16 protein-coding genes are annotated in these 24,146 nt (G+C 72.0%); 6 read left to right on the top strand and 10 right to left on the bottom strand.

The annotated features are described in order from the left end of the window. Positions 1 to 168: 168 nt before the first annotated feature. From WMF36_RS00640 to WMF36_RS00620, 5 genes are all read right to left on the bottom strand, one after another. The gene (locus WMF36_RS00640) at positions 169 to 546 is read right to left on the bottom strand and encodes an Imm10 family immunity protein (RefSeq protein ID WP_437577609.1); all 378 of its coding nucleotides are present in this window, start codon (positions 544 to 546) and stop codon (positions 169 to 171) included. A 1-nt stretch (position 547) separates the two neighbouring features. Further along, positions 548 to 862, bottom strand: a complete 315-nt coding sequence (locus WMF36_RS00635; protein WP_437582058.1) for a hypothetical protein — start codon at positions 860 to 862, stop codon at positions 548 to 550. A 249-nt stretch (positions 863 to 1,111) separates the two neighbouring features. Then, complete coding sequence (locus tag WMF36_RS00630) at positions 1,112 to 2,662, bottom strand: hypothetical protein (protein WP_437577608.1); 1,551 nt, start codon at positions 2,660 to 2,662, stop codon at positions 1,112 to 1,114. Positions 2,663 to 2,702: 40 nt separating this feature from the next. Further along, positions 2,703 to 4,298 (bottom strand): DUF1565 domain-containing protein, encoded by a 1,596-nt coding sequence (locus WMF36_RS00625; RefSeq protein WP_437577607.1) that lies wholly within the window; start codon positions 4,296 to 4,298, stop codon positions 2,703 to 2,705. A gap of 71 nt (positions 4,299 to 4,369) precedes the next feature. Continuing rightward, positions 4,370 to 5,473 carry a PEGA domain-containing protein gene (locus WMF36_RS00620; RefSeq protein WP_437577606.1) on the bottom strand — a complete coding sequence of 368 codons (1,104 nt, stop codon included), beginning with the start codon at positions 5,471 to 5,473 and terminating at the stop codon, positions 4,370 to 4,372. 216 nt (positions 5,474 to 5,689) lie between these two features. Between WMF36_RS00620 and WMF36_RS00615 the strand changes: the two genes are divergently transcribed. Beyond that, positions 5,690 to 6,808 (top strand): RNA polymerase sigma factor, encoded by a 1,119-nt coding sequence (locus WMF36_RS00615; protein WP_437577605.1) that lies wholly within the window; start codon positions 5,690 to 5,692, stop codon positions 6,806 to 6,808. Positions 6,809 to 6,908: 100 nt separating this feature from the next. Here WMF36_RS00615 and WMF36_RS00610 read toward each other — a convergent pair whose 3' ends face one another. After that, the gene (locus WMF36_RS00610; protein ID WP_437577604.1) at positions 6,909 to 8,099 is read right to left on the bottom strand and encodes a cytochrome P450; all 1,191 of its coding nucleotides are present in this window, start codon (positions 8,097 to 8,099) and stop codon (positions 6,909 to 6,911) included. An 89-nt stretch (positions 8,100 to 8,188) separates the two neighbouring features. On the opposite strand from WMF36_RS00610, the gene WMF36_RS00605 reads away from it, so the two are divergent. The 4 genes from WMF36_RS00605 to WMF36_RS00590 all read left to right on the top strand — a co-directional run bounded on the left by WMF36_RS00605 (position 8,189) and on the right by WMF36_RS00590 (position 15,514). Then, positions 8,189 to 8,614: a hypothetical protein gene (locus tag WMF36_RS00605; protein WP_437577603.1), complete on the top strand. Its 426-nt coding sequence runs from the start codon at positions 8,189 to 8,191 to the stop codon at positions 8,612 to 8,614. Positions 8,615 to 8,908: 294 nt separating this feature from the next. After that, positions 8,909 to 10,762, top strand: a complete 1,854-nt coding sequence (locus WMF36_RS00600; RefSeq protein WP_437577602.1) for an OmpA family protein — start codon at positions 8,909 to 8,911, stop codon at positions 10,760 to 10,762. Then, on the top strand, positions 10,759 to 14,871 hold the full coding sequence (locus WMF36_RS00595) for a DUF3344 domain-containing protein (protein ID WP_437577601.1): 4,113 nt from the start codon (positions 10,759 to 10,761) through the stop codon (positions 14,869 to 14,871). Before WMF36_RS00600 ends, WMF36_RS00595 begins: the two co-directional genes overlap by 4 nt. A gap of 229 nt (positions 14,872 to 15,100) precedes the next feature. Next, positions 15,101 to 15,514 (top strand): PilZ domain-containing protein, encoded by a 414-nt coding sequence (locus WMF36_RS00590; protein WP_437577600.1) that lies wholly within the window; start codon positions 15,101 to 15,103, stop codon positions 15,512 to 15,514. Here WMF36_RS00590 and WMF36_RS00585 read toward each other — a convergent pair. Further along, positions 15,507 to 15,734 (bottom strand): hypothetical protein, encoded by a 228-nt coding sequence (locus tag WMF36_RS00585; protein ID WP_437577599.1) that lies wholly within the window; start codon positions 15,732 to 15,734, stop codon positions 15,507 to 15,509. The genes WMF36_RS00590 and WMF36_RS00585 overlap by 8 nt on opposite strands. A gap of 241 nt (positions 15,735 to 15,975) precedes the next feature. Here WMF36_RS00585 and WMF36_RS00580 point away from each other — a divergent pair, with 241 nt between their 5' ends. Beyond that, the gene (locus WMF36_RS00580; RefSeq protein ID WP_437577598.1) at positions 15,976 to 16,836 is read left to right on the top strand and encodes a class I SAM-dependent methyltransferase; all 861 of its coding nucleotides are present in this window, start codon (positions 15,976 to 15,978) and stop codon (positions 16,834 to 16,836) included. Between the two features lie 21 nt (positions 16,837 to 16,857). On the opposite strand, the gene WMF36_RS00575 is transcribed toward WMF36_RS00580, so the two are convergent. The 3 genes from WMF36_RS00575 to WMF36_RS00565 all read right to left on the bottom strand — a co-directional run bounded on the left by WMF36_RS00575 (position 16,858) and on the right by WMF36_RS00565 (position 24,065). Beyond that, positions 16,858 to 18,519 (bottom strand): amidase, encoded by a 1,662-nt coding sequence (locus WMF36_RS00575; protein WP_437577597.1) that lies wholly within the window; start codon positions 18,517 to 18,519, stop codon positions 16,858 to 16,860. Positions 18,520 to 18,714: 195 nt separating this feature from the next. Continuing rightward, a complete protein-coding gene (locus tag WMF36_RS00570) occupies positions 18,715 to 19,749 on the bottom strand; it encodes a hypothetical protein (protein ID WP_437577596.1) in 1,035 nt (344 codons plus the stop codon). 236 nt (positions 19,750 to 19,985) lie between these two features. Next, complete coding sequence (locus tag WMF36_RS00565) at positions 19,986 to 24,065, bottom strand: RHS repeat-associated core domain-containing protein (protein ID WP_437577595.1); 4,080 nt, start codon at positions 24,063 to 24,065, stop codon at positions 19,986 to 19,988. Between the last annotated feature and the right edge of the window lie 81 nt (positions 24,066 to 24,146).

The raw sequence follows: 24,146 nt of genomic DNA, 5'->3' as shown, positions 1-24,146 counted from the left end.
GTGCCGCCGCGAGGTGCTCCGGATGTCCCGGCGCTGCGCCTCGAGACGGCGAGGAGGGGAGCGCAACGCGCTGCCATGAACCGCAACGGATTGCGCCGTTGCGCAACGCTTCCGCCGGCGCGTCACGAGCGTTTGCGCGTCGAGCACCGCGTGCGGGCATGATGTCTGCTACGCTCGCGCTGTTGGTCGATGGTCGACACCTCCCCGCAAGCCGACACGCGCTACCATGCGACTCTCGGGCGCGAAATCGACCACGAACCCGCCTTCGACGCCAAGGGCCTCAGCAGCCTTCGCGTCGAGTAGGATTTTTAGCGAACTTTGCGTCAGAGTCCAAGACATGACGCCGCCGTAGTGCGTCGCCCCTTCCTCCGTACACAGGCAGTACGTATCCAGTCCGAGCCGCCGGTCCTGCTCGTCTGATGACAAGGGCTTCTGAATCTCCAGGCGCGCCCCGCTGCCGTCGGCGTGCTCAGCCAGTATCACCACAAACGTGTTAATATCTGGATGCTCCCCCGATGCCAGCGTTCTCGCTTCGAATCTGCGCATGTTACTTTCCTCCAGCCGTCCAGCGCTGGTTCTCCCAGAAGTAGTGGATCTCCGCACCCGACGACGATGCCGTGTTCCTCATTGCGCCCTTGCATGAGGGGCAAGGGGGGTACTGTCCCTGGATGATCATCGTGTCGCCAGCCTGAAGCGGAATTCGCGCAATACGCGCCTCTGTATGTGTAGATCCTCTGACCGACAGACAAGCACAAGCGGCCGGCGAGGCTCTCGCATTCCTGGGCGAAGACACTGAACGCAAAGGAACCAAGCTCACTATCGATGCTCTGGTGATGGCTTCTGCGGCCGGCAGGGGAGACATCGTGTACACGAGTGACCCCGGGGATCTGGAGCGGCTTCTTGGCTTCTTCACGGCGGTCAAGAGGATCGGGAGAGTTTGAACTGCCCAATAAAGGCTTGCTGACCGACGCACGGGTGCGCTGCGCGGCAGAAGCCCAGGTCGTTGGCCGGAGCTCGTTTCCCTTAGAGCGGGGATCCAAGCGGCAACACGTGAGCCCGAAGGTATCGATGCCATTTTTCGCAACCCGTGCCCGGCCGGCACGCACGCGGCTCACTCGGGAGAGAGGAAGGTCTCGATCGCGATGCCGTCCTCGCCCCAGGTCGCGGGATCCGCGGGGTTGCCGATGCCGCCCACGCCGGGCTCGCCCAGCTCGAACGTGACGTTCTCCAGCACGAGCTGGTCCTCGTCGAGGTAGGCGATGCCGATGGAGTCCCCGCCGCGCCCGCCGCCGCCATAGCCACCCCGGCCCCCGCGGCCGCCGTCGCCGCCGTCGCACGCGCGGCCAATCTCATCGGGCGAATAGGCGCCGACGCCCCCGAGCCCCCCACGGCTGCCGTCCTGAGGCTCCCCTCCGTCGGCCCCAGGCATGGCCGGACCCGTCATGATCCGGCTGTCACGCACCGTGACCTTGGCGTGGAGCGCGAGGATCGCGATGCTCCGGGCACCGTTGCGGCCTCCCGTCCCGCCCTGGCCGCCGCAGCCGCCGCCGCCGCCCGAGCCTCCGGACGGTCCCGACCGGGAAGCCACGCCGCAGAAGGCGGCGCTCCCGCGAAGACCGCCGCCCCCGCCGCCCCCCTGGCCCGGCGCCCCCCTGGCCCCGTCCCCGGCCCGGCCTCCCATCCAGCTGTCCTCGTTGAAACGCCCGATGCCCTGGGCCGGTGCCCCATCGGCGCCCTGCGCACCGTCCTTCCCCGGCTGCCCGTCCTGGCAGCGGCCGTCGCCGTGGTCTCCGGTACCCCCGGCGCCCCGGCGACGGTCATCGGGACTGGCATCGGGGCCCGGCGCGGGCACACCGTCACCGCCGTCGCCGGCTTCGGTCGTCGCCCCTCCGTCGCCCCCCTTGCCGCCGATCGTCACGGCGCGGTCGTCACAGGAGGTCATCGCCGGAACCCCGCCGGCCGCGGAGGCCACGGAGCAGCCCTGCACACCGCCGTTCCCACGCGCGCCTTCGGGCGGATCGGGAAGTGGCCTCGCATCCTCCTCCCTCCTGTAGAAGGGATTCCCGAAGAGCTCGCTGCGAACAATCTCCACGGCGCTGCCGGACCGGACGAAGAGCGCGATGTCCTTCTCGCTCCCGATCCGCAAGTTGACGAGCGTCGAGACGCCGTCCGCGGCCCCCGTGTCGCCGGGGCTCGCGGGCTCGATCGTCAACGCGACACCCGCGGGGAATGACGAGATGATTGGATCGTCGCTCGATTTCCTTCGCTTCCAATCGTTGGTGCAGTCGAAGCTCCCCACGAGGTCGACGCCGGAGGGCAGTGTGATCGCGTCTGAATGTCTGCTACAGAGGAACACGCGCCCGCGCCCCGTGCTCGCGAGCGCGATGGCGCGCGGCAGGCTCTGCACCGGCTTATCCCGCGTACCGGGGTTCTCATCGTCGCCCACGAACCCGTCGACGAACACGCCGCAGCCGTCCTCTGCCCGCTCGGCGGTGAGGTACGCGCTACAGACCGACTCCGGCGGAGGAGCAGGTGCGCACGACGCCGCGCCGCCGCACGGCGCAGAAGGCTGCTCATCCTCATAGGGACCGAGGTCGATCCCGCACCCCGCCGCCGCGAGCGGCCCCAGCAAAAGCAGTCGTTGGATATCAGCCATCCTCATGGTGTCTCTCGATGTTACGCCCCGCGCGCGGGGACCTTCATCACAGTGGCTCCTCGGCCTCGGCCACCGCTGGGAACACAAGCCACAGAGCCGATTCGCCCCACCCACCCTTGCTCGCGCCCTTGCGACCCCCCCCGCCGAGGCCGCCGGCGCCAGCACCGCCACTAATGAATCCCCCATTTTCCTTAAAGGTCACCTTGGTGATGCCCACGGTGGCGACGCCGATCGAGTGCCCACCCAGGCCGCCTCCCCCGTCACCGCCGTCGCCGCCCCTGCCTCCTGTACCCCCGTCGCATCCATGCCAGGCCGTATAGTCTTGATAACTTCCACCACGGCCGCCCCGCGCACCCCTGCCACCCAGCTGGCCTGTCCCGCCCACCCCGCCGTTGCCGCCTCGGCCGGTCACCACGTCAGTGGCCTCGACGGTGATCTCGGCGCCCCCCAGCGCCACGATCCCGAGGCTCGAGCCCCCGTAGCCCCCTCCATAGCCCACCTCTCCACCACAGCCGCCGCTGCCTCCGGAACCGCCGGCAGCGCCGCCCTGAGGTTGTCCGGCACGGCACTGGATCATGTCGACCCTCGATCGACTCCCGCCGCCGCCGCCGCCGCCCCGGCCGATGCCCCCGAGGGCGCCATCGGCGCCTCGAACACCCACCCACCCGGTCACATCAAGGCTGCCGAGGCCACTCGCACCGGGGCCGTGCCGGCCGGGCTCACCGTTCGCGCCCCGCGCTCCGGCCGAGCATCGCCCGCTGCCCGCGCCGAGCCCCCCCTCGCCGGACGCCACGGGATCCTCCGCCGAGGAAGGCGCGCCCGGCTCGCCGTCTCCACCTTCCTCGACGTGCCCATCGCCGCCCTGTCCGCCGATGGACTCGATGCCGCCGTCGCACTCGGTGACCACGGGGGGCGCGCCCGTCGCGACGTCCACCGTGCACGCGTTCACCCCGTCCTCCCCGTACTGCCCATCCTTCGCCCGGAGGGGCAGGGCGTCCTCCCCCGGCTCCCCGTCCTTCCCGTCGGCCGCATAGACCTCGCTCGACACCACCCGGACCTTCGCCCCCTGGCTCAAGATCATCCCGATCGACGACTTCCCGTCGCTCGCCGACCCCTCGGCGGCCACGACCCGGACCCCGACCACCGTCGACGTCGCCCCTTCCCCGCGGAGCACCCGGACCGGGACCGCCGCCGGCCCCGGGGCGATGGTGGTCCGCTGGTCGGCCTCCCCGAACGACCAACCTCCGCCGGCGCAGCGGCGCCCTCCCCAGAGGTCCACGCCCGAGGGCAGCACGACCGCCTCCTCGAACGTCTCGCCGCACGCGTACACGCGCCGGGTCGGCGCCTCCCCGCCGCGCCGTCCGCCCGCGGCGAGCGCGATCGCGCGCTGCAGCGTCCGCACGGGCCGCTGCCGGGTGCCCGGGTCGCGGTCGTCGCCCTGCGCGCGCACGAACACCCCGCAACGGTCCAGCGCCGGCGCCCCCTCTGGATCGCCGTCGCACGGCGAGGGCTGGGGCGGCGGCGCCGGGAGAGACGGCTCGTCGCACGTCTGCTCTTCCCAGCAGTAGTCCCCCCCGTACATGCTGCACCCCGAGGCGGCGGTGGCGCCGCACGCACACAGCGCGGCGATCACAAGAGACACCGAAGCCCTCCGCGCAGCCCTCGCCCACCCCACGCTCGCCTCCAGGCCCTCCATACCCGCCCTCCAGACCATCACCACACCCCCAGCACCACCACGCCGACCTGCTGCGCCGTCGTCGCCGGGACGAGGCGCAGCCCGCTCCGCGACGGCGTCGATCGCAGGAACGAGAGGTCCATGAAGAAGGACGCGGCGGTCACCGCGCCGACAATGGCCCCCGTCGTGACCAGGGCGGTCCCGAGGACGCCGGCCCGATCGCGCTGCTCGCGCATACGCTGGAGCTCAGGGCACGCCCGGGGCTGCGGCGTTGCGCGGCACGCGCCCGAGGTCCACCCCCGCTCGCGATGGAGGCCGTCGATGCGCTCGCCGATGTCCCCGTCGAGGACGCTCGCCTGGAGCATGAAGACGGCCCCCGTCGACACGGCGGCCGTCGTGACGGCGACCCCCGCGATCCGCAGCATTCCCGGCCAGGACGCCCACGGCCCCGGCGCCGCCGGGGGCGCGGCCGAGGCCGCCGCCGGCTTGACGGCGTCGCTCCGCGTCGCGGCCGGATCCGGTACCCGCGCGGGCGCGTCGGCCACGCGCGCGAGCTGCAGCGCCGCGCCGACCGTCTTCCCCGCAGCGACCTCGACCCGCTGCGAGACCTCCCCATGCCCCGACAGCCGGGCCCGGAGCGTGTACGTCCCCGGCGCGACAAACAGCTCGTGGGCCGTGGCGCCAGTGCCTATCGGCTCCCCGTCCAGGAGGATCTCGGCGTCGGACGGGGAGGCCGCCACGTAGATCCTTCCAACGTGCTCGATCGCCTTGTTGAACCCGCGCGTGAACCGGCGGAGGAGCGCCTGATTCAAGGCGGCGTCCTGCTCGAGGCTCTGCCCCAGGTGCTCGGCCGCCTCCCGGTGCTTGCCCTGCTCCAGCTCGGAGAGCCCCAGATAGCCGAGCACCTCGGCCCGCTGCACCGCGCTCATCTCGGCGGCATCGGGCGCCGCCAGGGCGGCTTCGAAGCTGGCCTCCGCCTCCGCCCACCGCCGCGCGCCGAAGGCACTCCGAGCCTTCTGGCGCGGATTCATGACCGCCGCCTTCGATCCCCCGGGCGCCGGCGCCGCGCGCGCGAGGCCGATGCCGCTGCCCAGCGCGCCGAGAAGGCAGATCCCGCCCACGACCGAGCGCAGGAGCGTCATGCGGCCGACTGTACTGCCGAATCCGCGAGCCCAGCAACCGCGCTCGCACACCGTTTGCTGCGCGTTTGCATGACAAATCCGACGTTCCCCTCGTAACGTATTCCACCGAGGCGTCGCCCTGTCGTTATCCCCCTGCGGACGCACCTTCGCGCACCGTTCCTCGTCGCGCCGGTCGATTGGGTCACCTCTTTTCGCGCCTGGATCATCTGGACGTGCATGGACGTGAGCACCTGGACGAGCCTGGACCTGGACGGCGCAGCCCCTGGCCCGCCTGGCTCTGATCGTTTCCGCCGGCTCGCGCGCGCCATGGGCGTGCCGGCTCAGGACGTCGACGACGTCGTCCAGCAGGCGTGGCTTCGCATCCTGGAGAACCGCGCGCGCGTCGGCCTGGCGAGGGACGCCGCGGCCTATGCGGACCAGATCGTCAGGAACGAGGCTCGCACCAGCCGGCGGCGCGCACGCCGTCGGGACGAGGTGGTGACGCCGCTTCAGGGCGAGGATCCTTTGGACGAGCGGCCGGGCCCGGAAGCCTCCCTGATCGCCCGCCAGCGGGCTTCCGTCCTCTGGCGCTTCATCGACAAGCTCGACGACGCACGGCGCACGGTCTTCATCGAGCACGAGCTCCTCGGACGGACGTTTGCCGAGATCGCGGGGGCGCATGCGCTCCCCGAGAACACCGTCAAATCACGGCTCGCCGCCGCATGGGACAAGGTCGAGCAGGAGAGAGCGCGCTGGCAGGCAGCGCGGCGCCGGCGCGGGGAGGCCGAGGCGCCGTGCTTCCTGCCGTTCTTCTCCGGTGCCTGGCTTCACGACGCCTTGCGCGGACTCCGCCGGTTCCGGCTGCACGGGACGGCGGCAGCAGGGCTCGTGCTCGGGGCGGGCGCCGCCTTGCCCAGCCCTGCGGCTGGTTTCGCCGCAGCGGCCCTGCACCCGGCCTCGAGGCGCACGCCGCCCGCGCTAGAGATCCCGGCGGCGCCTGCTGACCAGCACGGCACCGGGCCGAGCCTACCTGAAGGCGTGATCCGCCGAGAGGCCATGACGGCCTCCGCCGTATCCCCCCATCAGGGCAGCACCACGACGATACGCGCGGTCTCGGCCGCGGTCGAGATGTCGTCCCGGGGACGCACAGGCGCGGAGCGTGCTCGGATCGATCCGAGGCTCGAGCGCGCGCGAGCGATGCTCGAGCTCGGGACCACCGAGGGACAGCTCTCGGCGTGCCGTCTCCTGCACGAGCACCGCGAGCGCCGTGGTCGCGGAGAGCACGCCGCGGAGCGCGACGCCCTCCTCCGGCGGGTGCGCTGCGAACGCCACGGGTCGATCGAGGCGCAGAAGTGATCGCGCCGCACGTGGCAGCGCGGGCATGACCTCCTGTGCGGAGGCATCGAGTCGTTGAACGGAGGATGTCGTCTCGCCGGGCGGGCTTCGCCCCGCGGCGTCAGGCCACCGCGGCGGCGCGCCTGCCCGGCTCGAAGCAGACCGGCAGGCGCACCGGGCCGTGCACGATGAGCGCCTTGCGCGGCTCCCACGGCTCCTTGCTCGCCAGCGAAAGGCCCCTCAGCCGCGAGAGGAGATCCGGCAGCGCGATCCTGGCCTCCAGGCGCGCGAGCGACGCCCCGATGCAAAAGTGGATGCCGTGCCCGAACCCGACGTGCGGGTTGGGATCGCGCGCGATGTCAAAGCGGCCAGAATCGCGAAAGTGCTGGGGATCTCGGTTCGCAGAGCCGATCACCGGCAGGACGAGCTTCCCGGCCGGGATCGCGTGGCCGTGCACCTCGACGGCGCGCCTCGTCTCGCGGAACACCATCTGAAGCGGCGAGCGGTACCGCAGGACCTCCTCGATCGCCGAGGGCACGAGATCGGGCGCCGCCCGGAGGCGGGAGAGCTCCGCCGGGCTCTCGATGAGACACAGGATCGCGTTGTCGATCAGGTTCGTGGTCGTCTCGGTGCCCGCCGCGAGGAGGAACTGGAAGAAGTTCACGAGCTCGTCCTCGTTCAGCCGCTCGCCGTCCACCTCGGCCTCGACGAGGCGGGTCAAGAGATCATCCTCCGGCGCCCTCCGGCGCGCCTTTAGCAGGTCCGCGAGATAGGCCTTCATCTCCTCCTTGACCGCGGCGTGCTCGCTCACGGCCCTGGCCGCCTCCTCGCCCCCCGAGAGGGTGTGGCTGAGGTTCACGATCGCCTCGCTCCAGCGCATGAACCGCGCCCGGTCCCCGGTGGGAATGCCGATCATCTCGGCGATCACCATCGTGGGCAGCGGGCCCGCGTAGTCCGCCGCGAGGTCCATCGTCCCGTGCTCGATCCGCTGATCCAGGAGCTCGCGCGACAGCTGCCGGATGCGCGGCTCGAGGCCCGCGATGGATCGCGGCGTGAAGGCCCGCAGGACGATCCCGCGAAGCGTCGTGTGGCGCGGCGGGTCGGAGAAGACGATCCATTCCGGGGCCTTGCCGGTCGGGGGCGTCACGGCGGAGCTGAACGCGTCGTGGTCGGTCAGCGCGCGCTTCACGCCCTCGTAATCGAAGATCATCCAGAGATCGAGCGGGGCGACGTGGAGCACGGGAGAGCTGCTCCGCATCTGCTCGTACATGGGGTAGGGATCACGCCGCATCTCGTCCGGGAAAAGGTTCATCGCCAGGACCTCCGTCGTGAGGAATCGCCGGGAGCTGCCGCCGGCAGCGAGACGATGCAAGGATATCCAGCCAGGGGATGGCGCGCTGGATGAAGCGCGAGATGGCGCGCTGGATGAAGCGCGATCCGCAGGCCCCGGTGGCGCAGCGCAGAGGCCGCCAGCACGGCAGAGCCCGCCAGACCGAGCGGCAGCGAGAGCAAAAAGCCTTGCCCACCCGCGATGACCGCGCCGATGATGCCCGCGAACAGAAGGAGCGGCGCGCCGCTCCCCACGTGGAACAGCGCGAAGCGCCGGTGCACGGCGTGAACGGAGCAGAGCTTCCCGAGGGGTCGCTCGTCGGGAGGCGCCGTAGGGCGGTCCGCCGGCTGGCGAAATGGGTGTCGCTCCGCGGAAACGGCGTAGCGCCGGCGCGGCGGCGGCCGCGAGGGAAGCGCGCTGGCGCCGGCACCCGATGCACCCGGGCCGCAGCGCTGATGTCCGTAGACCTCTATCGCCCCGCCGCGGAGCCGCTTTAGGGCGCAAAGTCGCCGGAACGAGCCGGCGCCGCGCGCGGATGAGGCGTGCACAACGCTTGCAAGGGCGGCGCTGCGAAGCCCGGGTCGCAGGAGGAGCCGCCCTGTTGAGGCCGATCCGAATTCCGCCGGCCGCCCATCGAAAAGTCCACCGATGGCGTCCGGCGGAGAATATAAGACGGCCCGGGATTCCACGCCGCTCCCCCCACATCGAGGACGCGGTGCTTTCCCCAACGTGCCTGCGCGCCGGTGCAGCCGACGGCCGCTCGCCCAATGCACTCAAAGGTGATCCTGCGCATGAGAGCCCATTTCCCCCCTCGATGGTTCTGCGGCGCCGCCGTGCTAGCGGCGGCGGCGTGGGCCGCGCCAGCGTCCGCTCAGGAGGCGGGACCGGCGCGCGGCCTAGCGCTCAACCGCTTCAACCCCGCGCCCGCCGGCGACCGGATGTTCAGCGTGCCGTCGCCCTACGCGGCCTCGCCGCACCAGGACGGCAGCCCGACGCTCCACCTCGCGCTGCTCGGCGACTACGCCCACAACCCGCTCGTGCTCACGCGCGTGGGCACCGACGACCACCTCGGCGCCATCGTGGGCCACCAGCTGTTCCTGCACTTCAACGCGTCGCTCTCGCTCTGGGACCGGCTGCACATCAACGTCGACGCCCCGCTCGCCGTGCTGCAGGAGGGCGATAGCCCGGCAGCGGAGGGCCTCTCGTTCGCCTCGCCGAGCGGCGCCCAGTTCGGCGACCTCCGGGTCGGGCTGCGCCTGCGCCTGGTCGGCGAGTACTTCGACCCGTTCCAGCTCGCCGTGGGCGGCTTCGTCTGGTTCCCGACCGGCGGCGGCGAAGGCTCGTTCGTGGGCGAGGACTCGGTGCGCGGCATGCCCCAGCTCATCGCCGGCGGCCGGATCCCGGGCTTCGTCTGGTCGGCCGCGGCCGGCGTCGACCTGCGCCCCGCGCAGACGTTCGCGCAGGTGCGGCAAGGCCTGATGTTCAACGGCGGCGCGGGCGTCGGCCTGCTGCTGCTGCCCGAGGAGCAGCTCCAGATCGGGCCCGAGGTGACCGTGTCGACCGTGCTGGAGGAGCCGGAGGCGCGCAACACGAACGTCGAGGCCCTGCTCGGCGTGCGCTACCGCTTCGCGCCGACGCTCCGCGACTTCGAGCTCGGCGTCGCCGCCGGCCCCGGCTTCACGTCGGGCATCGGCACCCCGGACTTCCGCGCCATCGCGATGCTCGCGTACTCGCCCGAGGTCCGGCGCGAGGACCCCGACCGCGACAAGGACGGCATCGCCAACGAGCAGGACGCCTGCCCGGACGTGCCCGGCGTCCGCGACGACGATCCCAAGAAGAACGGCTGCCCGCCCTCGGATCGCGACGAGGACGGCTTCCTCGACCGCGTCGACGCGTGCCCGGACACGGCCGGCATCGCGAACGACGACCCGAAGAAGCACGGCTGCCCGCCGCCAGGGGACCGCGACAAGGACGGCATCACCGACGACGTCGACGCGTGCCCGGAGGAGGCCGGCCCGAGCAACGAGGATCCGAAGAAGCACGGCTGCCCGCCGCCCCCGGACAAGGACGGCGACGGTGTGATCGACGCGGAGGACGCCTGCCCCGAGATCCCCGGTCTCCGCACCTCGGATCCGGCGACGAACGGCTGCCCCGGCGATCGCGACGGCGACACGGTGCGCGACGATCAGGACGCCTGCCCCGACGAGAAGGGCAAGCCCAACTCGGATCCGGCGAAGAACGGCTGCCCCGTCGCGGTGCGCGTGACCGAGCAGGAGATCGTCATCCTCCAGCAGGTGCAGTTCGACACCGGCAAGGCGACCATCAAGAAGGCGAGCGACGAGCTCCTCGAGGAGGTCGCGGGTGTGCTGAAGGAGCACCCGGAGATCACCAAGATCGAGGTGCAAGGACACACTGATCCGCGCGGCGGACGCGCGTACAATATCAAGCTCAGCCAGGCGAGGGCGGAGTCGGTCATGAAGGCGCTGGTCCAGCGCGGCGTCGAGGCCGATCGGCTCGCGTCGAAGGGCTACGGGCCTGACGTCCCGATCGCGGACAACGACACCGACGAGGGACGCCAGCAGAACCGCCGCGTGCAGTTCAAGATCCTCGAAAAGAAGCCGAAGCAGCAGCAGGAGGCGCCGTGAAGAGACGTTACGCGATAGGTGGTCTAGTCGGGCTCGCCTGGGTAGGCGGGCAGGGCGGCACCGCGCACGCCGCGCCCGAGCTGCGCGTGCAGGTCGACCAGCGGGGCGACTTCGCCCTGATCGGGAACACGCTGGGCAACGAGTGCGGCAGGGACGACATCGACGCGCCCGCGGTGGGTGATGTCGGCCCCTGCGGGAACAACACGGGCGACAGCGCGCCCGACACCTACTGGCGCGCCGACTCGCCCGCGGAGGGGAACGCGGAGGCGAGCACCAGCATCACCGCCGCCCAGGCGCGCACCACCGCGGTGCTCCAGCTGCCGGCCGGCGCGACGGTCACCCACGCGTACCTGTACTGGGGCGCGCACCTCGGGATGACCGGGGACCCGGATACGGCCGTCACCCTGGAGCGGCCCGGCGCGAGCGGCTTCTCCGAGGAGGTGACCGCCATCGACAGCGTCGAGACGATCAGCTCGAGCCGTGTCTATTACCAGTCGGTCGCGGACATCACCGCCGTCGTGCAGGCGCGAGGGCCCGGCGCGTACCGGGTGAGCGGCGTCGACAGCGCGAGCTTCACGAACAACAACTTCGACAACCACTTCGCCGGGTGGTGGCTGGTCGTGTTCTACGAGCTCGCCTCCGAGCCGCCGCGCAACCTCGCGCTCTTCGACGGCTTCGACACGGTGGCCAGCGGGTCGGCCCGGGAGGCCACCCTGGACGGGTTCCTGGTGCCGAACGCGGGCTACGACGCGAAGATCGGGATGGTCGCGTTCGAGGGGGACGTGGCCCACGAGGGAGACCAGTTCTTCTTCAACGGGACCGCTCTCGGCAACGACCTGAACCCGGCCAACAACTTCTTCAACGGCACGCGCTCGTACTTCAACGCGCCGGTGTCGACCGTCGGGGACCTGCCGCAGCTCGCCGGGACCGCCGGGAGCATGGCCGGCATGGATATCGACGTCTTCGATATCACCTCCAGGGTGACCCCAGGGCTGACCTCGGTGCCCATCCGGGCGTCGAGCACCATGGACCTCTACTTCCTCGCCGGCTTCATCACGTCGATCTCGACCTTCAAGCCGGACTTCACGTCCTCCACGAAGACGGTCACCGACGTGAACGGCGGGCGGCTGCGCCCGGGCGACGTGCTCCAGTACACGGTCGAGGTCGTCAACAGCGGCAACGACGCGTCGGTCGGCACCGTGCTCACCGATCCGCTGCCCGCGGGCGTGACGTACGTGCCGGGATCGCTTTCGGTCACGGCCGGCGCCAACACGGGCGCGAAGACGGACGCGGCCGGCGACGACCAGGGCGAGTTCGACGCCGCGACGCGCACGATCCGCGTGCGGCTCGGCGCCGGCGCGAACGGGACGGCGGGGGGCACGCTCACCGCCAGCGGGACCCCCGGCGCGTCGGCGACGATCACCTTCCAGGTGAGGGTCGACGCCGGCGTCTCGGGCCTCATCGCCAACCAGGCGATCGTCAACGCCGCCGGGCAGCAGGGCGCGCCGGCCGAGGACACGCCGACCGACGGCAACGGCCCGGAGGGCGGCGTGCCGCCGACCGAGGTGTCCGTCGACGAGTGCGAGACGAACGCGGACTGCGCCGCGCCGACGGCGTACTGCGATACGGCGGCGCCGCCCTTCACGTGCGTCGAGTGCCTCACCGACGCCCACTGCGGGCCGCTCGCGCCGACGTGCGATCTCGCAGGCAACGCCTGCGTGTGCGAGCCCTCGGGGGCGGAGGTCTGCGGCGACGCGATCGACAACGACTGCGACGGCGTGATCGGCAACGGTTGCGACTCGGACGAGGACGGGATCGACGATCCCATCGAGATCGACGCCGGCACCGATCCGAACGACGCCGACAGCGACGACGACGGCGTGCCCGACGGCGCGGAGCCTAGCTTCGGCGACGACTCCGACGACGACGGCCTCATCAACGCGCTCGACCCCGACAGCGACAACGACGGGCTCTACGACGGCACCGAGCTCGGCCTGCCCTGCGACAACCCGGCCACCGACGCCGCCGCGGGCCACTGCCGCGCCGACGGGGACGAGGGGGCGACAAAGACCGATCCGCTCGACGCCGACAGCGACGACGGCAGCGTGCCCGACGGGCACGAGGACTTCGACCTCGACGGCGTCGTCGACGAGGGCGAGACCGATCCGAACAACGGCGACGACGACGTGCCGCCGGTGGACACCGACGGCGACGGGCTGAGCGACGACCTCGAGGAGACGATCGGGAGCGATCCGAACGACGCCGACAGCGACGACGACGGCGCGCTCGACGGGCAGGAGCCGAACCCCGCCGACGACACCGACGGCGACGGGCTCATCAACGTGCGTGACGTGGACAGCGACGACGACGGGCTGTTCGACGGCACCGAGCTCGGCCTGCCCTGCGACAACGCCGCCACCGACGTCACCGCGGGCCACTGCCGCGCCGACGCGGACGAGGGGGCGACAAAGACCTCGCCGATCGACGCGGACAGCGACGACGGCGGCGTGCCCGACGGCCAGGAGGACATCGACCTCGACGGCGCGATCGGCGGGGCGGAGACCGACCCGAACGACGGCGACGACGACCTGCCGGTCGTCGACACCGACGGCGACGGGCTGATCGACCCGCTGGAGGACCTGATCGGCACCGACCCGGAGGACGCCGACAGCGACGACGACGGCGTGATCGACGGGCAGGAGCCGAACTTCAGCGACGATCACGACGGCGACGGGCTCATCAACGCGCTCGACCCCGACAGCGACGGCGACGGGCTGTTCGACGGCACCGAGCTCGGCCTGCCCTGCGACAACGAGGCCACCAACCCGGAGGCGGAGAGCTGCATCGCGGACGCGGACCCCGAGACGACCACGCACCCGCTCGATCCGGACACGGACGACGGCGGCGTGACCGACGGCGCGGAGGACGCGAACCACAACGGCGCCATCGACGAGGGCGAGACCGATCCCAATGACGGCGACGACGACGCGGTGGGGGACGATCGCGACGGCGACGGTCTGCCCGACGCGGTCGAGGAGATGATCGGGACCGATCCGGACGACGCCGACAGCGACGACGACGGCGTGATCGACGGGCAGGAGCCGAGCTCCGGCGAGGACACCGACGGCGACGGGCTCATCAACGCGCTCGACGTGGACAGCGACAACGACGGGCTGTTCGACGGCACCGAGCTCGGCCTGCCCTGCGACAACGAGGCCACCAACGCGGACGCGGGCCACTGCCGCGCCGACGCGGACGAGGGGGCGACCAGGACCAACCCGCTCGACGCGGACACCGATGACGGCGGCGTGCCCGACGGCCAGGAGGACATCAACCTCGACGGCGCCATCGACGAGGGCGAGACCGATCCGAACAACGGCGAAGACGACGTGACGCCGGCGGACACCGACGGCGACGGGCTGAGCGACGCGCTCGAGGACCACCTCGGCACCGACCCGGAGGACGCCGACAGCGACGACGACGGCGTGATCGACGGCGAGGAGCCGAACTTCAGCGACGATCACGACGGCGACGGCCTCATCAACGCGCTCGACCCGGACAGCGACGGCGACGGGCTGTTCGACGGCACCGAGCTCGGGCGCGACTGCGCCAACGCGGCGACCAACGCGGACGCGGAGACCTGCATCGCGGATGCAGATCCCACGACGACCACGAACCCGCTCGACGCAGACACCGACGACGGCGGCGTGGCCGACGGCGTGGAGGACGCGAACCACAACGGCGCCATCGACGAGGGCGAGACCGATCCCAACGACGGCGCCGACGATCAGACCCAGGCCTGCCGGCAGGACATCAACTGCGGCGGGCCGACGAGCGGGATGATCTGCGAGGACCACGCCTGCGTGGAGGGCTGCCGCGGCGCCGACGGGAACAGCTGCCCGTCAGGCGAGGTGTGCAGCTCGATCGACAGCTCGCCGGGCACCTGCGGGCCCGGGGCGAACGACCCGAGCGGCATCTTCGCCGAGGGCAACGGCCTCTGCGCCGCGCGGCCCGGCCCCGCGGGCAACCTCCGCGCGGCCGCGCTCCTGCCCATGCTCGCCGCCCTCGCCGGCCTCGTCCTGCGCCGGCGCCGCCGCGCGGGCCGCTAGCGGAAACGAGAGAGCCCACGGCCGCGCCTCCCCCCGCCTCGCCGGCGGGGGGAGGCCCCCTCCAGCGACCGTGGGCGTCCTCAGGAGGCCGTGGGCCTCCTCAGGAGGCGCCGAGAGACCCCCCCACCTACGTTCGTCCTCGACCCTGCCGCAGCGCAGGGAACCCGATGTAAGTTTATTGCCCACCTGTAGCGATCCTCCGTAGCGTACCGCACCGAGGAGGACGACCATGGAAATGTTGCTCGCCAGCGAGCGCCGCGTCACGCGCCGCGCCGCGATCGTGGAGTGCCAGGCCGTGCGCGAGCGAGGCTTCCGGCTGCTCGGGACCCGGGCGATCGACCTGTCCATCGACGGCATGCTCGTGCTGACAGGCACCCGCGCGCTCACGGGCGAGCCGGTGATCGTCTCGTTCCGGATCCCGGGCACGGACCTCTGGGTCGACGCGACGGCGACGATCGCGCGCACCCTGCACGGCCGGCGCGAGGGCGATCCGGGCCGCGCCGTGGGCCTGCGCTTCGATCCGCTCGACCGCGCGTCGAGCCGGCGCCTCCGCGAGGCGCTCGAGCGCTTCCCGCCGACCTACCCGTACCGCGCGCAGCGCGTCGACTACGCGGCGACGGCCGCGATGATCTCGCTCAGCTGATCCGCCGCGCAGCCGCCTCCTCGTATCCGAGGTCGCCGAAGGCCTCCTCCCATACCGCATCTCCGCTCGGGCTCAGCGTGGCCACAAGGGGCTCGTCGAGGCGTTCCGCGAGAGGGCGGTTCCGGACCGCACGTACCTGTTCGGCGTCTCCGAAGGCGGGCTCGTGACGACGCTCTCCATCGAGCGGTATCCGGAGCTGTACAGCGGGGGGGATGGCCATGTGCGGCCCCATCGGCAGCTTCAGCGAGCAGCTCAACGACGTCGGCGACTTCCGGGTGCTCTTCGATCACTTCTTTCCCGGTCGATCCCCGGCAGCGCGATCCAGATTCCCCCGGAGGGGATCGCCGAGCGGCGGCGCTCGGCGCGAGCCTGCGCCGGTGTGGTACCGGACGCCGAAGGGAGATAGCTCTCAGGGGCCGCCGGGGAAGCGCGCCGCGCGCGCATCGAAAGGAGCTCGAGCGATGATCAAGGTCTCTGGCCCGAACGCCGATCAGATCCAGTACTGGAACGAGGTCGGCGGGCCGAAGTGGGTGGCCCTCCACGACGTCATCTCGGCGCAGATCCGGCCGCTGGGCGCCCTCGCCATGGATCGCGCCGGGCTCGCCGCGGGCGAGCGCGTCCTCGACGTCGGCTGCGGTATCGGCGACACCACGCTCGAGCTCGGCCGCCGCGTCGGCCCCGGCGGCGCCGTCGTCGGCGTCGACGTGTCCGCGCCGATGCTGGACAGGGCGCGCGCGGCGGCGCTCTCGGCGGGCGCCGCGAACGTGGCCTTCGAGAACGCGGACGCGCAGATCGCGGCGCTGCCCGGGCCCTTTGATGTCCTCTACTCGCGCTTCGGGGTCATGTTCTTCGCCGACCCCGAGGCGGCCTTCGCGAACCTCCGGAAGGCGCTGCGGCCCGGCGCGCGGCTCGCGTTCGTCTGCTGGCGCTCGCTCCAGGAGAACCCCTGGCTCTTCGTGCCGACCCTGGCCGTGGCCAGGCACCTCCCCCTGCCGCAGCCCGATCCGCACGCGCCCGGCCCGTTCGCGTTCGCCGACGCAGCGCGCGTCGGAGCGCTCCTCGCGCGCGCGGGGTTCGTCCGGGTGCATCACGAGCCCATCGACCGGGAGCTCTCGGTGGCAGGCGGGAGATCGCTCGACGAGACCGTGGATTTCCTCCTGCAGATGGGTCCGGCGTCCGCCGCGCTGCGCCAGGCGAACGCCGCGCCGGAGCTCGTCGATCGCGTGCGGGCCGACCTGCGCGAGGCCATCGCGCCCCATGCGGGCCCCGAGGGCGTGCGCATGGGAGGCGCCGTGTGGGTCGTGACGGCGGCCGTGGACTGACGGAGAGGCGCGCCGGGCCCGCTACCGGAGCAGGTCGATCCCTGCCGGGGGCCGCGGCGCGACCGCGAGCTCGGACCGCTCGAGGTGGGCGAGGACGGCGAGGACGGCCGCCTCGTCCCATGCGTCGCCGACGATCTGCAGGCCGATGGGAAGGCGCTCGGCGTCGCTCCCGACGGGCGCGGTGCCGGCGGGGAGGCCGGTGAGGTTGGCGAGGAAGGCGAAGCGGCACAGCCCGTCGAGGGACGCGGGATCCAGGAACGCGCGCCCCTCCTCGGCCTGGAGGTAGCGGGGCGCGGTGATCGCGGTCGTCGGGAGCGCGAGCACGTCAACGCCGGCGAGGGCCCTCGCCACGTCGCGCCGCATCCCCGCGCGCAGCCGCGCGGCGTCGCGCTGCTCGCGCGCGGTGACGCCCGAGAGCACGCTGAAGGTGACGCGCAGGTCCTCGCTGATGAGGTCGCGCTGCTCCCGAAAGGCGCGCTGGTGGGCCGCGAGCGACTCGGGGCCGATGACGAGATAGCCGATCTGCGCCGCGTACCGCGCGATGGGGATCTGCACGTCCACGAGGACGGCCCCCTCGCGCTCGAGCTCGCGCAGCGCCCCCCGGCACGCGCTCGCGACCGGGATGCTGGCGTCGCGCCACTCGGCCTCGTCCACGCCGATGCGCAGGCCGCGCACGCCGGCGCCGAGGAGCGCGCCGAAGCCGCCGGGGGGCGGCGGGGGCGCCCACGCGGTGAGGTCGTCGTCGGGGTCGGGCTCGCCCGCGACGGTGTCGAGGAAGAGGGCGAGATCGGCCGCGCTGCAGGCGATCGGGCCGGCGTGGGCGACCGAGCCCTTGAAGCCGTCGCCGGCGCGGCTCACCCGGCCGAAGGTCGGCTTGATGCCGAAGACGCCGTTCAGCGCAGCGGGCGTCCGGATCGAGCCGCCGCCGTCGCCGCCCGCCGCGAGCGGCGCGAGGCCGAGCGCGACGCCCACCGCGGAGCCGGTGGAGGAGCCGCCGGCCGCGCGCTCGCTGTGGTGCGGGTTGTGGGGCATGCGCTGGTGGACGCTGTTGCCGATCGGCGACATCCCCCACTCGGTCAGCACCGTCTTGCAGAGAAACACGGCGCCCGCCTGCCGGAGCCGGGCGACCACGGCGGCGTCGCGCGGCGCGGGCGAGAGCGGGCCGCAGCGCGAGCCGAGCGTGGTGGGGAGGCCCTCGACGTCGAACTCGTCCTTCACCAGGAAGGGCACGCCGTCGAGGGGGCCGCGCGCGTGCCCCGCGGCGTGGCGCGCGGTCGCGGCGTCGGCGTCCCGGAGGGTCGCCTCGCGCGCGGCGGCGACGGCGATGTTCATGCACGGGCGCTGCGCGGCGAGCGCGTCGATCTCGGACAGGGCGCGCTCGGCGACGCGGCGCGGGGTCGTGGCGCCCCGGCGGTAGGCCGCGGCGTAGGCGAGCGAGGTCGTGGGCCAGTCGCGGAGCTGGAGCGCGCCGAGCCCGGCGTCGTCCCAGCGCCGCGGCGCCGCGGCCTGGATCGGCCGGGCGTCCGCGGGGACCTCGTCGCGCCAGGCGTCCGGGAGCGACGAGAGCCGATCGATGCCCATGGTGCGCTTCAGCATTTTCCGGAGCGCTGCGGACGATCCGGGCGCCTCGGCCGCGAGGCGCGCTGCCGTGAGCGCGCGGCCCGTGAGTCGGGGGACCTTCATGGCGGCGCAGCTTACTCGACGGGGCCCGTCGCGCGACGGGCCGCGACCGCGGAGCGCGTCGAGATCGCGGCGCGGCGGCGGGTGCGCGGCGGCGGGGTGATCGGCGCTCCTCGTGGGGCCACGTGCACCAGGTGCGAGGGGGCCGTCATGAGCGCCGGCGGTCGGACGCGCGGGATCTCCGTATCCGTGCAATCGCTACCCGAAGCGACCTGCGATTGCCAGCACGTCCGACACGCTGGACACACGGCGGGACATTCGCTGGATGCCGCACTCCTCGACGAGCCACACGGCATCTCCGTCCACGAAGATCTGCGCAGCGGCGTCGGAGAGATCTTCGCGGAGACTGAGCCCGGGCGGCAGCGCCTCTTCCGTACGGCACGTGGCCTCCGACGCGTAGCCGTTCTCGAGAAGGTAGACCTGACGTTCGAACCAGCGCTCGACGCTCGTGCCCACCAGGCGCACTTGCACCTCGTCGTCGTCTGGCTCCTGCCACGAGGCCCATACCCCGCCATTCTCGTCCACGTAGATGCCCGTGCGTACCGCCGTGTTCTCGATCCACCCGATGAACCAGGCGCCGTTGTAAGGGTGGACTGGCGCAGACCAGATGCCGGACGCAGTCCGTTCACGGATCATGCTCGCCGCCCACGGCGCGACGATCGAGATCCCGCGCTGCCCACGGAACCCTCCTACGAGCTCGTCCGCGGCGAGCACCGCAGTCGCGAGCGCGTCCGATGCCTGGTATCTCTCGAGCTGGACGCGCAGGCCCTCCTGCTCGCGCAAACCCGGCTGCCACTCACCGAACGAGCTGGCTCGCGCGAGCCGATCGGGGTGACGCGGAGCCGTGGCGATACAGCCGCCGGGCTTTATCTGGAACTGCGTCTCGAGAGCGCCCTGGAGCACCCCGCGGACACGGCAGCCGGTCTCCGTCTCGTAGAGCTTCAACGCCTCCGGGAAGTACCGATCCATGTACTCCATCGACCCAAGCAGCGCTCCGGGCTGCGGAAGGCCGGCGATCGGGCCGTAGGAGTACCTCGCTGGCGCGGGCGAGAGCCCGGGCGGCACGGGGTGTGCGAGCAGTGCCTGGAGTCGCTCGCTGGTCGCGCACGCCACGGTCAAGGCGTCGGCCAGCAGCAGGACGAGCGCGCCCTCGAACCACAGCAGTTGCTCCGAAGGCCCGATCGAGCGAACCACGCGCGGCGGCCCCAGCGCCCCCTCAACCCAACCGATCATGAGCGCGCCCTGCGCTCCGTGATTGTGACGCTGGCGGAGAACGAGCCCCTCGGAGACCAGCCGCGCCGCATCGCGGAGAACGGCAGGATCGTCGACAGGCACCGGAGGTCGCGGCTCGAAGGGATTCGCGGAGCGTGGTATGCGCACGACCGTGCCCTCGTGCTGTGCGAGCGAGCCCAGCGGCCCCAGATCCTCGATCCCGGGGGCGCTTGGCAAATCGTCGCGCTCTGTAAAGTTCATGGGCGTGGCCCCCAGGTTCCGGACGAGTTGTCGAAGACGCCTGGATTGAGCCCCGCCACCGAGCCCGTCCCGCTGGCTCGTCGGTATGCGTCCTCGTTGGCGACCCTCATTGCGGGGTCGTTGACGTTCTGCGCGAGAGGGGAAGCCGGAAGCGTGATCGGCCCCGGTGCGCCGGCCGGGTTCACGACACGCGGCCCCTCTGGGTTCTGGAGCCCACCCGGCACGTTGGTCGCATCTCTCGTCGAGGCTCGGCCTCCCGCGACCGTGGGTGACGGGGGTCGCGGCTCGGCAAGCGCCCAGAGCCGGGAGATCGTCTGCGAGCAGTTCGGGCACGCCGCGAGGTCCTTCGTTCCCGCTCGGCTCGAGATGCCACCGATCTCCGAGAGCGCTGTGCTGAGGTTCTGTCGTCCCTGCGGCGTGCCGGGGTCGCAGCTCTGCCCGGGGTTGCGGCTTTCCCAGTTCCGGAGGTGCGACGAGAGCGCCGCAGGCTCCGAGCAGGAGGCGGCATCCGTGTCCCCACCGCGCGCGTTCCGGATCGGCAGCGCTGCCGCCACAGCGGGGTGCAGGTCTGCCTCGCGGGAGGACGTGCCAGTCCCGATCGCGTTGCCATTGCGATCGGTGAGTGCTGTCACGCTTCGCGCGAGGCCGTCGCGATCGATCCAGACGAGCGGCTTCCCATTCACGTACCCGTAGCTCTCGAGGCCGCCGAGGAGCCCCAGCGGCTCCGGGCTCAGGTACGTCGCGCTCGCCGGATCGAAGTACCGCCACCGGTTGTGGTGGAGCCCCGTCTCCGGCTCGTACCAGTGCCCCGGGAACCGGCTCAGCGTGGCGGTGGCGTCGCCCGCAATCACCCGGCCGTACGCCTCGGTCTCGAAGACCTGGTCGACGGTCCCGTCGGCATCCACGAGCGCCAGTGGCACAGGCGCCCCGTCCCGGTGCACGAGGTACTTCCACGCGCCCGGGCCGGCTTCGGTATCGATCGCCTGCGCGAGCGGCACCGGCGAGCCCGGCGAGTACGCATAGCGCCGGCGCTCCACCAGCGTGAACGGCGCGGCCGCGCCGGGGGTGCTCGACTTTCGCTCCACCGTCTCTTCCAGAAGGTCCTCGCCATCCCAGCGGTAGCGGTGCCTCACGAGCGCTGCGTCTCGCCGCACGACGCGCTTCTCCAGGCGCCGCGAGAACCCGTCGTACACGAGCTCGATCCGGGTGCCGTCGGGCAATGTCACGCCCGAGAGCAGGCCGAGCACGCTCCAGGCGTAGGTGGTCACCGCGGCGCCCTCCACCTTCTTCACGAGCCGGCCGCGCGCGTCGTACGCGAGGGTCGCGCCGTTCGTGGTCACGAGGCGCCCGCCGCCCAGGTGGGACTGCGCGCGGCCGTCGATCCAGCGCACGTCGCCTCGCGGCGAGAGCACGTAGTCCTCGGTCCCGGCCCGCCGCTCGTGCCGCTTCTGCGCGATGCGGCCGCGCGCGTCGTACGCGAACGACTGCGCCCCGCGATCGCGATCGGCGAGCACCTGCAGCTCATTGGCGGGCGACCACCGGTAATCGAACCGCAGGGTCTCCGGGCCGCCCAGCTTGCCGACCCATGCGGGCTCACCCGGGCGGACGACCGCGGTGCCACGGCCGAGGACGGCCGAGCGGACGACGTTGCCGTGCGCGTCCCTCGTGTGCTCGATCCCGCCGCCGCCAGCGAAGAGGCGCCCTGTCTCCGCGTCCGCCGGGTCGTACGCGAACGTCGCGATCGGTTGGTCCGCGCCCCGAGCATCCGAGAAGACGAGCGCGAAGCATCGCCCGGCGCCGTCGCGCGGGGTGGCGATCGAGAAGGCGCCGGCCACGCTCATCCTCGTGCGATTCAGGCTGGCGTCGTAGAGGTGCCGGAGCGACGCCGCGGACGATGGGTCGTTCACCAGCTCCGTGTCCTCGCGGGTGCAGCGCCCTCGCGCGTCGTACGTGTACTGCGTGCGGACGGCCTCCGTCTCGAAGAGCAGGACGCGCCCGCGCTCGTCGTACTCCAGCTTGTGGAACGTGTCGTCCGAGAACGCGCGCCCGATGATCCGATCGAGATCGTCGTAGGTGAGCTCGACGAACTCGCCGTCGTCGAAGGTGATCCTCGACAGCCGACCGGCCTGGTCGTTCTTGTACCGCAGCGTGCGGCCGTCGAAGGTGCGCTCCGAGCGGATTCGCCCCTCCAGGTCTCGCTCGATGGTGTGCACATCGCCCTCCTCGTTGATGATGCGCACCATGTCGAGCTCGCGATCGTAGGCGTACGACACGCGCGAGCCGTCGCTCCGCTCGACCGCGATCACCTCGCGGAGACCCGCGTAGATCAGACGGAACCAGCGGCCATCCGCGTCGCGCTCGCCGGTGAAGCGGCCGGCCTCGTCGTAGCTCGTGAACGTGCGGGCGCCGAGCGGCGAGCAGTGCTCCACCACGCGCCCCATCGCGTCGTAGATCCAGCGGTGGATCCCGCCCCTCTCGTCCCGCATCTCCACAAGCCGCCCGAGGAAGTCGTAGCGCAGCGCTCGCGTGCCGCCGTGCGGCTCGACGATCTCGACGCGGTTGCAGAGCGCGTCGTACTTCATCGACGTCTTGCCACCGTCGGCCGTCTCGGCGTGGACCAGGCAGCCGCGCTCGCCGTAGCGGAAGCTCGCGACGAGCCCCATCGCATCCGAGAGGTAGATCAGGTTGCCGTTCGCATCGCGCACGTGCTGCGTCTCCAGGCCGTCGGGGCCGCGCGTGGTCACGACGTTGCCGCGATCGTCGTACAGGTACTCCGTGGCGTGACCCAGGGGGTCGACCACGCGGTACGCGCCCCCGGCCTCCCCCATCCTCCATGCGCGCCCGAGGCCGTCGCGGTAACCCACGAGCTCGCCCGCCTCGTCGAACGCGTTGTCGTGCACCTGCCCCGCCCAGACGATCCGGTCGGCCTTGCCGAAGGCGTTGGCCTCGATTCTCCGCAGGGCGCGCGAGGTGATGACATTGTTCTCGCCCGCGCCGTACTCGACCTTCGCGTGCAGGAACCCCTTCGCGCGGCTGCCGTCCGCGAGCACCTCGGGCACGCCCTCGGCCAGGAGCGCGCGCTCGTTGGGATCGTTGCACCACGTCTCCACGCAGCGACCGTGGTCGTCGTAGCGGTAGCGCACCTCGAGGCCCGTGGGCCAGCGCTCCAGCACGAGCCGATGATCTGCGTCGTACGCGAAGGTCATCGCGTGCCCCAGGGCGTCGCGCGCGGCCACGAGATCTCCGCGATCGTCGTAGTCGTACGTGCGGAAGGACGTCCAGGCGCCCCGCGCGGACGCGTTCTTCACCTCGAACGCGGCGATGCGGCCGTCGCGGTGCCGCCGCACGCGGAGCAGCCGGCCCACGCTGTCGTTCACGAACTGGAGCGGACCGGTCCCGTTCTCGTAGAAGAGCCGGGCCTGGTTGCCATTGCGATCCAGGAGCGCGCTGAGGCGGAACTCGTTGTCGATGGCAAAGGCGTCCTCGAAGACCCGCGTGATCCCGTCGTCGGCCTTGAGGAAGTAGCCGTCGCGGGTCCGCGTCAGCAGCCCGACGGGGAGCTTCACGGTCTCGCCCTCGTCGGGGCAGCGGCCCTCGCACGCGAGCGCCGTGGCCGTGACGACGCGCACCCTGCGGCGGCGGAGCTCGATGACGCGCCAGCCGAGTGAATGGTTCCAGCCGTGGCCGAGGCCATAGTCGAGGTCGTGCTGCGCGGAGCTGTAGGCGCGCTCGATCACGAGCGGAAACGCTCCCGGCAGCGCCATGTCGGTGACGGCGAGGGTGTAGACGCGACCTGTGACGGGATCGATGGGGTGCCCGGCCTGCGTTCCTCCACCGCCCCCGTGCGTCGGGTTGGGGCAGCCGCCGCCGCTGCCCTGGCCGCAGCTCCCGGCGTTGCGGCCGCCGCCCTGGGCGCCGTTGCCACCGTTCTTGCCACCCGCGCCCTGTTCTCCGCCGGCTCCGTTGCCGCCGCGCCCACCGGGGCCACCGCCGCCGCCACCGCCGCCCAGGATGAAGACACCAGGGTTCATTCCCGGGATGGCAGGGATGTTGGGGACCGGAGCTGTGCGCGCCATGACGCGATGGTCGCGGAACGAGCCACGGTGTCAATAGCTCCGGTGAGCAGGGATGGTGCTCGGAAGGGGCGGCGCGCGGGG

This window comes from Sorangium sp. So ce887 (genome assembly GCF_051521455.1).
GTDB lineage: Bacteria > Myxococcota_A > Polyangia > Polyangiales > Polyangiaceae > Sorangium.
Note: the sequence above shows the minus strand (reverse complement) of the source record. Positions and strands in the feature narration are given on the sequence as shown.